The sequence below is a fragment of the Leclercia sp. CFBP8987 genome (assembly GCF_034044995.2).
Lineage (GTDB): Bacteria > Pseudomonadota > Gammaproteobacteria > Enterobacterales > Enterobacteriaceae > Enterobacter > Enterobacter tamurae.
The window spans coordinates 4,122,134-4,134,166 of record NZ_CM188255.1 but is presented as its reverse complement, the minus strand read 5'-3'; the positions used below and the strand labels follow the sequence as shown (position 1 = coordinate 4,134,166).

At 57.0% G+C, this 12,033-nt stretch carries 13 protein-coding genes; 8 read left to right on the top strand and 5 right to left on the bottom strand.

From position 1 onward, the window contains the following. Positions 1-125: 125 nt before the first annotated feature. From nudF to parE, 5 genes are read left to right on the top strand one after another with little or no spacing between them, the layout of a single operon-like run. On the top strand, positions 126-758 hold the full coding sequence (gene nudF, locus SOM40_RS19855; protein ID WP_320531038.1) for an ADP-ribose diphosphatase: 633 nt from the start codon (positions 126-128) through the stop codon (positions 756-758). Beyond that, the gene (locus tag SOM40_RS19850; RefSeq protein ID WP_032614182.1) at positions 755-1,177 is read left to right on the top strand and encodes a DUF1249 family protein; all 423 of its coding nucleotides are present in this window, start codon (positions 755-757) and stop codon (positions 1,175-1,177) included. The genes nudF and SOM40_RS19850 overlap by 4 nt, the downstream gene beginning before the upstream one ends. 27 nt (positions 1,178-1,204) lie before the next feature. Then, complete coding sequence (gene cpdA / locus SOM40_RS19845) at positions 1,205-2,032, top strand: 3',5'-cyclic-AMP phosphodiesterase (RefSeq protein WP_106995838.1); 828 nt, start codon at positions 1,205-1,207, stop codon at positions 2,030-2,032. Then, entirely contained in the window at positions 2,032-2,613 is a 582-nt protein-coding gene (gene yqiA, locus SOM40_RS19840) for an esterase YqiA (protein ID WP_106995837.1), read from the top strand. The genes cpdA and yqiA overlap by 1 nt, the downstream gene beginning before the upstream one ends. Before the next feature lie 28 nt (positions 2,614-2,641). Continuing rightward, positions 2,642-4,534 (top strand): DNA topoisomerase IV subunit B, encoded by a 1,893-nt coding sequence (gene parE / locus SOM40_RS19835; RefSeq protein ID WP_106995836.1) that lies wholly within the window; start codon positions 2,642-2,644, stop codon positions 4,532-4,534. Between the two features lie 54 nt (positions 4,535-4,588). On the opposite strand, the gene SOM40_RS19830 is transcribed toward parE, so the two are convergent. Then, entirely contained in the window at positions 4,589-5,425 is an 837-nt protein-coding gene (locus SOM40_RS19830) for a helix-turn-helix transcriptional regulator (protein ID WP_320531039.1), read from the bottom strand. 166 nt (positions 5,426-5,591) lie between these two features. On the opposite strand from SOM40_RS19830, the gene SOM40_RS19825 reads away from it, so the two are divergent. From SOM40_RS19825 to SOM40_RS19815, 3 genes are read left to right on the top strand one after another with little or no spacing between them, the layout of a single operon-like run. After that, positions 5,592-7,400: a DUF2264 domain-containing protein gene (locus SOM40_RS19825; RefSeq protein WP_320531040.1), complete on the top strand. Its 1,809-nt coding sequence runs from the start codon at positions 5,592-5,594 to the stop codon at positions 7,398-7,400. A gap of 31 nt (positions 7,401-7,431) precedes the next feature. Continuing rightward, on the top strand, positions 7,432-8,676 hold the full coding sequence (locus SOM40_RS19820) for an oligosaccharide MFS transporter (RefSeq protein ID WP_320531041.1): 1,245 nt from the start codon (positions 7,432-7,434) through the stop codon (positions 8,674-8,676). 28 nt (positions 8,677-8,704) lie between these two features. Beyond that, complete coding sequence (locus SOM40_RS19815) at positions 8,705-9,892, top strand: glycoside hydrolase family 88 protein (RefSeq protein ID WP_312189009.1); 1,188 nt, start codon at positions 8,705-8,707, stop codon at positions 9,890-9,892. A 22-nt stretch (positions 9,893-9,914) separates the two neighbouring features. Here SOM40_RS19815 and SOM40_RS19810 read toward each other — a convergent pair whose 3' ends face one another. From SOM40_RS19810 to SOM40_RS19795, 4 genes are all read right to left on the bottom strand, one after another. Further along, positions 9,915-10,442 carry a hypothetical protein gene (locus tag SOM40_RS19810; protein ID WP_106995831.1) on the bottom strand — a complete coding sequence of 176 codons (528 nt, stop codon included), beginning with the start codon at positions 10,440-10,442 and terminating at the stop codon, positions 9,915-9,917. 23 nt (positions 10,443-10,465) lie between these two features. Further along, positions 10,466-10,906 (bottom strand): peptidoglycan-binding protein LysM, encoded by a 441-nt coding sequence (lysM, locus tag SOM40_RS19805; RefSeq protein WP_106995830.1) that lies wholly within the window; start codon positions 10,904-10,906, stop codon positions 10,466-10,468. Between the two features lie 98 nt (positions 10,907-11,004). After that, positions 11,005-11,319: a putative quinol monooxygenase gene (locus tag SOM40_RS19800; protein WP_225758070.1), complete on the bottom strand. Its 315-nt coding sequence runs from the start codon at positions 11,317-11,319 to the stop codon at positions 11,005-11,007. 29 nt (positions 11,320-11,348) lie between these two features. Then, on the bottom strand, positions 11,349-11,930 hold the full coding sequence (locus SOM40_RS19795; RefSeq protein ID WP_166184023.1) for an NAD(P)H-dependent oxidoreductase: 582 nt from the start codon (positions 11,928-11,930) through the stop codon (positions 11,349-11,351). Positions 11,931-12,033: the final 103 nt, after the last annotated feature.

Sequence of the window (12,033 nt, the reverse complement as noted above, 5' to 3'; positions counted from 1 at the left end):
GCAAAAGGTTGGCGTTCCGTGCCATGCGGCAGTAACTTGCATCAATTTACCATACTGTAGTAGAAACCGCAGTTTAGCTGAATTGAATTTCACCTTGACGCCACCATTTATATCAGGATGCAAACATGGATAAACCAGAAAAGTTGCCAGTGACTTTCACAACAAACGATGTAGAAATTATTGCACGAGAAACGCTCTACAGCGGATTTTTTTCACTGGAATTATACCGTTTTCGCCATCGTCTGTTTAACGGTGAAATGAGTGGCGAAGTCAGACGCGAAATTTTTGAGCGCGGGCATGCTGCAGTCTTGCTACCCTTTGACCCAGTGCGTGACGAAGTGGTACTGATAGAGCAGATTCGCATTGCCGCGCTGGATACCAGCGAAAGCCCGTGGTTGCTGGAGATGGTGGCCGGGATGGTGGAAGAGGGCGAGACGCCGGACGATGTCGCCCGCCGCGAGGCGATGGAAGAGGCCGGGCTTGATGTCGGTCGTACAAAACCGATCACCAGCTATCTGGCAAGCCCTGGCGGCACCAGCGAGCGCCTGTCAGTTCTGGTTGGCGAAGTGGACGCCACGACCGCGCAAGGGATTCACGGTCTGGTTGATGAAAACGAAGATATTCGTGTTCATGTGGTAAGTCGGGAGCAGGCTTATCAATGGGTAGAAGAGGGGAAAATCGACAACGCGGCTTCTGTCATCGCTTTGCAATGGCTCCAGCTGCATTATCAGGACTTACGAAACGAGTGGAAAAAATGAAGCGTTATACACCTGACTTCCCTGAAATGATGCGCCTGTGCGAGACCAATTTCGCCCAATTGCGCCGATTACTGCCGCGTAACGATGCGGTGGGTGAAACAGTGAGCTATCAGGTGAGCAACGCGCAGTATCGATTAACTATTGTTGAATCAACCCGTTACACTACACTGGTGGAAATTGAGCAAACCGCTCCCTCCATCAGCTACTGGAGCCTGCCGTCGATGACGGTGCGGCTCTACCATGACGCGATGGTCGCTGAAGTGTGTTCAAGTCAGCAGATCTTCCGCTTCAAAGCGCGTTATGATTACCCAAATAAAAAGTTGCATCAACGTGACGAAAAGCATCAAATTAATCAGTTTTTGGCCGATTGGCTAAGATACTGTTTAGCACATGGAGCGATGGCGATTCCGGTTTGTTAGCGTCGTAAACCTACCTAAGGACACCATTTGGAAAGCCTGTTGAACCTGACTGTTGCTGGTGGGGCGCCAGTCAGGGTATTGCAAATTACTGATACTCACCTGTTTGCCAATAAGCATGAAACCCTGTTAGGTGTGAATACCTGGGAGAGTTATCAGGCTGTTCTGGAAGCCATTCATGCCCAGAAGCGCGAGTGCGATCTGATTGTCGCCACGGGCGATTTGGCGCAGGATCAAACCTCCGCGGCTTATCAGCATTTTGCTGAGGGTATCGCGAGCTTTAACGCGCCCTGTGTCTGGTTACCCGGTAATCACGATTTTCAACCTTCAATGTATAGCGCGCTTCAGGATGCGGGGATTTCGCCTGCGAAACGGGTCCACACGGGCGACAACTGGCAAATTATGCTGCTCGACAGCCAGGTCTTCGGCGTGCCGCACGGCGAGCTGAGCGAGTTTCAGCTGGAGTGGCTCGAAGCAAAACTTGAGGCCGATCCTGAGCGCCATACCCTGCTTTTACTGCACCATCATCCGCTGCCGGCAGGATGCAGCTGGCTCGATCAGCACAGCCTGCGCAACTCCGCTGCCCTCGATCGGGTGCTGATGAAGTTCCCGCGGGTGAATAACTTACTCTGCGGCCATATTCACCAGGAGCTGGATCTCGACTGGAACGGTCGTCGCCTGCTGGCTACGCCCTCTACCTGCGTGCAGTTCAAACCGCACTGTGCGAACTTCACCTTAGATACCATTGCGCCTGGCTGGCGCTGGCTGGAACTGCATGCTGACGGCTCGTTAACGACCGAAGTCTGCCGCCTGCAAAGCACGCAGTTCCGCCCGGATACTGCGTCAGAAGGCTACTGATGTCTGCGCTCCTTTATCTGCACGGGTTCAACAGCTCCCCGCGCTCCGCAAAAGCAACGCTGTTTCGACAGTGGCTGGAGGTGCATCATCCCCACGTCGAGATGATCGTCCCGCAGCTGCCGCCATACCCGGCCGAGGCCGCCGACATGCTGGAGGCGATTGTCCTGGAGCACGGCGGCGAGCCCTTTGGTGTAGTGGGGTCATCCCTCGGCGGTTATTACGCCACCTGGCTGTCTCAGTGCTTCATGGTACCTGCGGTGGTGGTCAATCCGGCGGTGCGGCCTTTTGAGCTGCTGGTGGGCTATCTGGGGCACAACGAGAACCCCTACACCGGACAGCAATATGTGCTAGAGTCACGCCATATTTACGACCTCAAAGTTATGCAGATTGATCCGCTGGAAGCACCAGATCTTATCTGGCTGCTGCAACAGACGGGTGATGAAGTGCTGGATTACCGCCAGGCGGTGGCGTACTACGCCTCCTGCCGCCAGACTATAGAAGAGGGCGGTAATCATGCCTTCACGGGCTTTGAGGATCATTTCACCCAGATTGTCGATTTTCTTGGTCTGCACAGCCTGTGACAATCGCTGCGAATTGCTAGTTTAAATCATGACGCAAACCTATAACGCTGATGCCATTGAGGTACTCACCGGGCTTGAGCCGGTTCGCCGCCGTCCGGGGATGTACACCGATACCACGCGCCCAAACCATCTGGGCCAGGAAGTAATTGATAACAGCGTCGACGAAGCGCTGGCGGGTCATGCCAAACGCGTCGACGTTATTCTGCACGCCGATCAGTCGCTGGAGGTCATCGACGACGGTCGCGGCATGCCAGTGGATATTCATCCGGAAGAGGGTGTCCCGGCGGTGGAGCTGATCCTCTGTCGTCTGCATGCGGGCGGCAAGTTCTCCAACAAAAACTACCAGTTCTCGGGTGGCCTGCACGGGGTAGGTATCTCCGTGGTCAACGCCCTGTCAAAACGGGTTGAAGTCACCGTGCGCCGCGACGGCCAGGTGTACAACATCGCCTTTGAGAACGGCGACAAAGTGCAGGATTTGAAGGTGATCGGCACCTGCGGTAAACGCAATACCGGCACCAGCGTCCACTTCTGGCCGGACGAGAGCTTCTTCGACAGCCCGCGTTTCTCGGTCTCGCGCTTAACGCACATTCTGAAAGCGAAAGCGGTCCTCTGTCCTGGGGTGGAGATCACCTTCAAGGACGAGGTCAACAACAGCGAGCAGCGCTGGTGCTACCAGGACGGTCTGAACGACTACCTGGGCGAAGCGGTCAACGGTCTGCCAACCCTGCCGGAAAAACCCTTTATCGGTAATTTTGCCGGTGATACGGAAGCGGTGGACTGGGCGCTGCTGTGGCTGCCGGAAGGCGGCGAGCTGCTGACCGAAAGCTACGTCAACCTGATCCCGACCATGCAGGGCGGGACCCACGTTAACGGCCTGCGCCAGGGGCTGCTGGACGCGATGCGCGAGTTCTGCGAATACCGCAATATCCTGCCGCGCGGCGTGAAGCTGTCGGCGGAAGATATCTGGGATCGCTGCGCCTACGTGCTGTCGGTCAAAATGCAGGACCCGCAGTTTGCCGGGCAGACCAAAGAGCGCCTCTCCTCGCGCCAGTGTGCGGCATTTGTGTCGGGCGTGGTGAAAGATGCCTTCAGCCTGTGGCTGAACCAGAACGTGCAGGCCGCAGAGATGCTGGCCGAAATGGCGATCTCCAGCGCCCAGCGCCGCCTGCGTGCGGCGAAGAAAGTGGTGCGTAAAAAACTGACCAGCGGCCCTGCGCTGCCGGGCAAGCTGGCGGACTGTACCGCACAGGATCTGAACCGCACCGAGCTATTCCTGGTGGAAGGGGATTCCGCAGGCGGATCGGCCAAGCAGGCGCGCGATCGTGAATACCAGGCGATCATGCCGCTAAAGGGTAAGATCCTGAATACTTGGGAAGTTTCTTCCGATGAAGTGCTGGCCTCGCAGGAGGTGCACGACATCTCCGTGGCGATCGGTATCGATCCGGACAGCGAGGATCTGAGCCAGCTGCGTTACGGCAAGATCTGTATCCTCGCGGATGCGGACTCCGATGGTCTGCACATCGCCACCCTGCTGTGCGCGCTGTTTGTGAAGCACTTCCGTGCGCTGGTGAAAAACGGTCACGTTCACGTGGCATTGCCGCCGCTGTACCGTATCGATCTCGGCAAAGAGGTCTATTACGCTCTGACGGAAGAAGAGAAAGCGGGCGTGCTGGAACAACTCAAGCGCAAGAAGGGCAAACCGAACGTGCAGCGCTTTAAAGGGCTGGGTGAGATGAACCCGCTCCAGCTGCGTGAAACCACCCTTGATCCCAATACCCGCCGTCTGGTGCAGCTGACCATCAGCGATGAAGACGAGCAGCAGACCAACGCGATGATGGATATGCTGCTGGCCAAGAAGCGCTCGGAAGACCGCCGCAACTGGCTGCAGGAGAAGGGCGACCTGGCGGATATCGAAGGTTGATATAACGACAGGTTTTGTAGGCCGGGTAAGGCGTAGCCGCCACCCGGCATCTCCTCAGGCCGCATGATTCTTCCGGTACTGCAAGGGCGTCTCTCCGATGCCCTTTTTAAATGCGCTAATAAAATACGTTACATCCGAAAACCCCACCCGCGCGGCAATCTCCCGCACGCTCGCCTCACTGTGCAACAAACTCTCGCAGGCCTTACGCAGGCGCAACGTATTCAGGTAATCGTGAATTTTCTCCCCCGTTTCGGCATGAAACTTCCGTGACACGTAGCTGCGGGATTTCCCCAGCTCGCCTACCAGCGCATCGAGGCTGAACTTTTGCTGGTAATGCTCATCCAGCCAGAACATCACCTGGCTGGCGATCCCCTGGCTGTTACCGGGCTGGCCTTCGTTATCGGGCGGCAGCATGGCAAACAGGCCGATCAGCAGGCTGGCGACGCGCTCGCTGTTCATCGGCGGCGGATAGCAGCTGAACAGATGATCGAGATGGCTGTGACAGTGCGCCATATCCGCCACCCAGGCTTCGCCTCCGCGCCGGGACAGCTTCTGCAGCCGCTGCTGCGTCTGGGGAAAATCGCGCAGCGCCTTCAGAACCGCATGCTGATCGAGATGAATAATGGTCCGCCGGTAGTTCGCTTCGGCCTGCGGGTCGACCATCACCTTGTGCAGGGTAAAAGGCGGAAAGAAAAACAGCCGTCCCGGGCGCATGGTGTAGTGGCGATTATCGACAATCGCCACGCCAAAGCCTTCTTCCACATAGAGAATTTCCAGACACTGGTGCCAGTGGTGATAGCGCACGGTGTTGGCAAACAGGCGGCTGAACGACACGATAGTATCGTTCAGGGCAATCAACTCAAGATGTTCCGCCGTAGGTGTCTCGCGCATAGTGCAATAAAACTCAACTTTTCCCTTTTCCTGCCTCTTTATAAACCACCTTTTTAAATTTCCTCAACTGCCTGTTTATTCATCTCTCACTCCTGTGACCCGGCTAACATTTCTACCCCTCGCTGATTAACTATTCTTTGCCGCAGTTGATTACGAGGACCAGCCTATGTGCGTGGCAAATAAAGAAAAATCAAATCCGTTGTCATCCCGCCAGGATCTGGTGGCGGCCCTGAATACCCTGCTGGCGGCGGTAGACACCCAGTTCCCGGCGGGCAGTTCCCGCTTTTCGCTGGGGGATACCAGCGCCCATTACGCCACGGATGTCGCGCAGATGGAGGGGCTCTCCCGGGTGTTGTGGGGACTGTTTCCGCTGCTGGCCGCGGGCGACAGTACGCCGTACAGCGAAAAATACATCGCCGCCATTAAGCAGGGCACCGACCCGCAAAGCGCAGGCTACTGGGGCGAAGCCGGGCCTTACGATCAGCGACTGGTGGAGATGGCGGCCTATGGCCTCGGGCTGGCGCTGCTGCAGGACAAACTCACTGCACTGTTTAACGAACGCGAGCTGATGAACCTGCACGCCTGGCTGAACCAAATCACCGATGCGACGATGCCGGACAGCAACTGGAACTACTTCGCCATCATGGTCCAGCTCGGCTTTAAGCGTGCCGGACTGCCGTATGATCAACAGGCCATCGATCGCCGCTTCGCGATGATGGATGCCTACTATCTGGGGGAGGGGTGGTACTCCGACGGCCCGGGTCGGCCAAAGGATTACTACATCTCGATGGCGTTTCACTTCTACGGCCTGATCTACGCCACCCTGAGTGGGGATGAGACTCGGGCGAAAGTGCTGCGCCAGCGTTCGCGTCTGTTTGCCGAAGACTTTATCTATATGTCCGCTGCGGATGGCGCTTCGGTGCCTTTTGGCCGCAGCCTGACCTACCGCTTCGCGATGGTTGCCTTCTGGAGCGCGGTCGCCTTCTCCGGGCTGGAGGTGTTCACGCCGGGTATCGTGAAGGGGATTATCCTGCGTCATCTGCGCTGGTGGCAGCAGCAGCCGATAACCGATCGCGACGGGATCCTGACCCTCGGGTTTGCCTACCCGAATCTGGCGATGTGCGAGGACTATAACTCCCCCGGCTCGCCGTACTGGGCGCTGAAAACGTACCTGATCCTGGCCCTGCCGGAGAGCCATCCGTTCTGGCAGGCCGACGAGCAGCCGCTGCCTGCGCTTGCTGAGAAGCGCGTCATTCCCCATGCCCAGCAGATCCTTATCCACACCGACCATGTGACCCTGCTTACCGCCGGACAGCTGGAGCTGAACAACTACGTCAACACCGAGGCGAAATACACCAAATTTGCCTACTCCAGCCGGTTTGGTTTCACCATTGAGCGCGGACGCTTCGGCCTTAAGCACGCCGCCTGTGATTCGATGCTGCTGCTGGCCGATGGCGATAACTACTTCCGCGGACGCCGCGAGTGCGAGACGGTGCGTGTGGACGAGAATTACATCTTCTCGCGCTGGTCGCCATGGCATGACGTTCACATTGATAGCTGGCTGGTGCCGTTCGGCGAGTGGCATCTGCGTCTGCATCGCATCACCAGCACGCGCACCTTGCAAACGGTTGAGGGTGGCTTCGCGGTGATGAAGACCGACCCGCAGCTTCATGGGCGGGGCAGTTACCTGAGCGCCGATAACGGCAGCAGCACCATTGTCGATCTCTCACCAAACATCAGCCGCCAGCCGGACAGCGTGGTGACGCCGCCGAACAGCAGCATCATGTTTGCCGGGTGCGCCACCATCCCCGTGCTCACCAGCACCCTCCCGCAGGGTGAAAGCTGGCTGTGCTGCGCGGTGACGGCCTCGGCTCAGAATAAAAACCGGGCGGAAAGCCCCCAACTGCAAATCAACAATAACCAGGTGGTGATTCGCGCACCTGGAAGCGAACGTCAGCTGTCGTTCATTTTATAAAGCCCTTACCCTGGATATCGGCGAGGATGGTATGAATAACAAAACTGAATATTACAAAATCAGCAGTTTTATCTTTCTCTATTTCTTTACCTGGTCGGCAAGTATTGGTCTGCTGGCGATCTGGCTTGGACAAAAAGCCAATCTCAGCGGGTCGGTGATCGGCACCGTCTTTGCGGTGAACGGCATCTTCTCCGTTATTCTCAAACCGATCTACGGCTATATTCTGGATAAGATCGGCATGAGCAAATACTTGCTCTATTTTGTAGTGGCGATGTCCGCCCTGATGGCGCCGTTCTTTATTTACGTTTATCAGCCGCTATTAATGTCCAACACCATGCTGGGGATTATTATCGGCGCGCTCTATTTAAGCTTCGCCTGGTACGCGGGTGTGGCGGCGTGCGAATCCTATTCCGACCGTTTCAGCCGCCTGAACGGCATGGAGTTTGGTCAGATCCGCATGTGGGGTTCATTGGGCTGGGCGGTGGCGTCGTCGTTCTCTGGCCTGCTGTTTAACCTCTCTCCCTCTTACAACTTTATTATGGGCAGCGTGGCATCGGTGATTATGCTGATTGTCCTGCTGAACCTGAAGGTGAACACCAACTCCGAGCATGCCGGTGAGGTGCTGGCCAAAGAGAAAATCGCCCCGGCGGATGTCTATGCCTTACTGCGCAGCCGCAAGTTCTGGGCCTTCTGCCTGTACGTGGCGGGCGTGGCGTGGATGATGTTTATCGCCGAGCAGCAGTTCTCCCGCTATTTCGTCACCTTCTTCGATGATATTCACCAGGGCAACTCGGTGTTTGGCTATCTCGGTACCGTGCAGTCGGGGATGGAATTCGTGATGTATATGGTGATCCCGCTGTTCGTGAACTTTATCGGGGCTAAGCGTGGATTGTTAATCGTCGGGCTGATTGTCGGCGCGCGACTGATTATTTCCGGGATGTGCGACTCGCACCTGTTAATTTCGGTGCTCAAGCCGCTGTACGGTCTGGAAATCTGTCTTCTGCTGGTGTCGGTATTTAAATATATCGCCGAGCATTTCGATAAACGCGTGAATGCCACCATGTACCTGCTGGGCTACCAGGCGATGCTTTACGTCGGTAACGTCGTGGTGTCCTCCCCGGCCGGGTATATGTATGACCGCATCGGCTTCGAGCAGACCTATATCATCATGGGCGCCACGGCGCTGACCTTCACTCTTATTTCTGCGTTTACCTTATCCGCCTGCCAGAGCAAATGGCGCGGGGCTAAAACGCTGAACGTTGCAGAACACCACTAATTTACGCCGTCAAAGAAGGAATCGAATTATGTTAAGTCATATCACCGAGGAACGTCTGGCCGATATTCCCGCGCCCGTAGATGAACGCGCCTTCCGGGATGAATTAAGCTCGGCGCGCAGCCATGTCCTCGACCTGATTAGCCGTCATTTAACGGAGTTCGGTGAACAGTTCCCGGCGGAAACCTGCAAGGACGGATTTTACCCGCTGACGGAAAACGTCGAGTGGACTACCAGCTTCTGGACCGGGCAGCTGTGGCTGGCGTGGGAGATGAGCGGCGAGGAGAAATTCCGCGCCATGGCCGAGAAACACACCCGCTCCTTTGGCCTGCGCATCGCCGGGCGCAGCGACACGAATACCCACGATCTCGGCTTCCTCTACACGCTCTCCTGCGTGGCGGACTGGCGTCTGACCGGCAGCCGCGAGGCGCGCGGCTTCTCGCTGCTGGCCGCCGAAGCGCTGCTGGAGCGCTTCCACGAGAAAGCAAAGATCATCCAGGCGTGGGGGGATCTGGCGGATCCGGAGCAGGCCGGGCGGATGATCATCGACTGCAACATGAACCTGCCGCTGCTCTACTGGGCGACCGAGCAGACTGGAGATCCACGCTTTGCCGAAGCCGCCAGAGCCCACGTGATGCAGGCCGCGACGTACCTCATCCGTGAAGATGCCTCGACCTTCCACACCTACTATATGGATGTGGTCACCGGCGCGCCGCGCTACGGAAACACCCAGCAGGGCTATGCGGATGACTCCTGCTGGTCGCGTGGCCAGGCGTGGGGGATTTACGGCTTCCTGCTGAGCTACATCTATACCGGCGACGCGACGATGATCGCCCTGTCGAAACGGCTGGCGAACTACTTCCTCAACCGCCTGCCGGAGGATCACGTCTGTCACTGGGATCTGGCTCTGGTGGGCACCGATGCCCTGCGCGATTCGTCGTCGGCGGCGATTGCGGTATGTGGCCTGCTGGAGCTGGTGAAGCACCTGCCGGTAACCGATCCGGATCGCGAGCGCTATCTGGCGTGGGCGAAAGGGATCATGTCCTCGCTGACGAAGCACTATCTGATGGGTAAAGAGGAGAAGGGCAACGGCCTGCTCAAGCACTCGGTTTATCATCTCGCCAGCAACAAGGGGGTGGATGAGTGTGCCAGCTGGGGGGATTACTTCTACGTTGAGGCGCTGGTGCGCTTTACGCAAAGCTGGAAATTATACTGGTAAGAAAAGCGCTGGGGTGCGCTTATCACCACCCCAGCACTTCAGTAATGACCCGCCGATAGGGGGTGTCGATTTGTTGCGGCACCTGATCAATATAGTCCCGCGCGTGCTGGCGGGCCTCACCGCTCAGACTGTCCAGATAAACAATGGCTTCGTCCACGGTGGGTACCCGTCCCTCCAGCGAGGCGCTTCGCGGTGGCAATCCGGTCCAGATCACCGCCTCGATGCCTCTCTCAACCGCCCATCCCGAGAGCAGGCCGGTGTGGCGACCGGCGATCGGCAGCGAGCCGATGCCGTCGCAGCGCTCCTCAGGGATCCCTTCGCGCTCGCGCAGGGCCTGACAGGCCACACTCAGCGTTTCCGCGTTGAGCCACGCCCAGAGCACCGGCACGGCAGGGGCATTCATACAGATGGCGGTAGCCAGCTCACCGCCGTCGCTGACCCGACAAAATTCGATGGGCAGCGACGGTCCGTCGGTGTGCCACTCCCCGGCGACGGGGAGTGAGCCGCTTTTCCATATCAATGAGCCCCAGCCCAGGCAGGCTATCTTCATCCTGTTCTCTCTGTGCGTTGCTATCAGGCTTCAGGGATACGCAGCGTCTGCCCTGGATAAATTTTATCCGGGCTGGAGAGCATAGGGCGGTTGGCTTCAAAGATTTTGTTGTATTTCGACGCGTCGCCGTAGACGGTTTTGGAGATGGCGCTCAGGGTGTCGCCCGATTTAACCGTGTAGTAGGTGGCCTCATGCTGGGTGTCAGTGGCGTTGATGGTGTTCTCCACCTCGCTGACGCCCGCGATATTCCCCACCGCGACCTGGATTTTTTCTTTCTGTTCCTGGGTGAGCCCGTCACCGGTCACCACGGCCTTACCGTCGTTGACGTTGACCTGCACCTTTTCAGCGCCCGGTATGTTGAGCTTTTTGAGGTGCTCAGAGACTTTATCGCTTTGACCTTTGTGATCGGTCAGGTTGTCCCACAGCTTTTCACCGGCTTCTTTAACGAAGTTAAAAATTCCCATCCTGAATCTCCTGTAAGATATGAATTCAGAATAAGCATAGCAGGCAGATGGCAGGTATTCAGTCTTCCCCGGTCCGAAGAAGACTGAATCGGATTTTATTAAGACGCGGGCTCAAGAATACGGATATGCGTTTCCAGAACATCACCTTTCACCGCCTCGCTCCACGCTTTCATGTGCGGGGTCTGCAGGTGGGCTTCGAGGTGGGCCACGGTTTCCCACTGCTCAACCATGACGATGGAGTCCGGGGCAGTGGTCTGGAAGCTGACGCCAGCGGCGGTATCCACCATTGGCGCGTAGCCGTGGCAGCCTGCTTCTTCTAAAACGGTCGGGATAATCTTCGCAAACTCATCCAGCACCGCCTGACGGTGATGTTGACCTGGGCGGGTGCGGATTTCAGCAATAACGGTAAGCATGGTCATTTCTCCTGATAACATGCCACCAGTTAAGCAAAAATTTCCGCGAGATGCTTGCGATATTCTGCGATATAGCGTGGCACATCCGGCATTTTAATCACGTCATTGGTGATAAAGGTCGGCAGCGCCTCCATCCCCAGGAACTGGTTGGCCTTGTGGAACGGGAGATAAACACCGTCAACGCCCACGCCGTGGAAGAACTGATCTTCGTCGGTGAAGGCCTCCATCGGGGCGTTCCAGGTCAGGGAGAGCATATATTTTTTCCCCTGAATCAGGCCGCCGGAGCCGTACTTCTTCGAGGCATCAGAGCGGGTGCGGCCGTCGCTGGCATACAGCGCGCCGTGACCTTCGGTAAAGACGTCGTCCATGTACTTTTTCACGGTCCATGGCGCGCCCATCCACCAGCCAGGCATCTGCCAGATAACCACGTCAGCCCAGAGGAAGTTCTGCACTTCGGCCTGGATATCGTACTCACCGTCGGTGCGCACGACCTTAACATCATGCCCGGCGTCGCGCAGGAAGCCGTCCGCGACCTCGGTCAGGGTGTCATTCAGTTGGCCATTAGAGTGGGCGAATTTTTTCGCGCCGTTGATAATCAGAATATTGCTCATTACGTTGTCCTCAGAGTAGCGAGTCTGAGGGCCATTCTACGCGCGACAGCGGTGCGGTGAAATTAGCAAAATGTGCAAAGTCTTTTGCTGAAACAGCAATAAT

Coding starts and splice junctions, on each gene's coding strand:
- parE (WP_106995836.1), top strand. CDS start 2,642: ATGACGCAAACCTATAACGCTGATGCCATTGAGGTACTCACCGGGCTT.
- SOM40_RS19810 (WP_106995831.1), bottom strand. CDS start 10,442: ATGAAGATAGCCTGCCTGGGCTGGGGCTCATTGATATGGAAAAGCGGC.
- SOM40_RS19850 (WP_032614182.1), top strand. CDS start 755: ATGAAGCGTTATACACCTGACTTCCCTGAAATGATGCGCCTGTGCGAG.
- SOM40_RS19800 (WP_225758070.1), bottom strand. CDS start 11,319: ATGCTTACCGTTATTGCTGAAATCCGCACCCGCCCAGGTCAACATCAC.
- SOM40_RS19820 (WP_320531041.1), top strand. CDS start 7,432: ATGAATAACAAAACTGAATATTACAAAATCAGCAGTTTTATCTTTCTC.
- yqiA (WP_106995837.1), top strand. CDS start 2,032: ATGTCTGCGCTCCTTTATCTGCACGGGTTCAACAGCTCCCCGCGCTCC.
- SOM40_RS19795 (WP_166184023.1), bottom strand. CDS start 11,930: ATGAGCAATATTCTGATTATCAACGGCGCGAAAAAATTCGCCCACTCT.
- nudF (WP_320531038.1), top strand. CDS start 126: ATGGATAAACCAGAAAAGTTGCCAGTGACTTTCACAACAAACGATGTA.
- SOM40_RS19825 (WP_320531040.1), top strand. CDS start 5,592: ATGTGCGTGGCAAATAAAGAAAAATCAAATCCGTTGTCATCCCGCCAG.
- SOM40_RS19830 (WP_320531039.1), bottom strand. CDS start 5,425: ATGCGCGAGACACCTACGGCGGAACATCTTGAGTTGATTGCCCTGAAC.
- lysM (WP_106995830.1), bottom strand. CDS start 10,906: ATGGGAATTTTTAACTTCGTTAAAGAAGCCGGTGAAAAGCTGTGGGAC.
- SOM40_RS19815 (WP_312189009.1), top strand. CDS start 8,705: ATGTTAAGTCATATCACCGAGGAACGTCTGGCCGATATTCCCGCGCCC.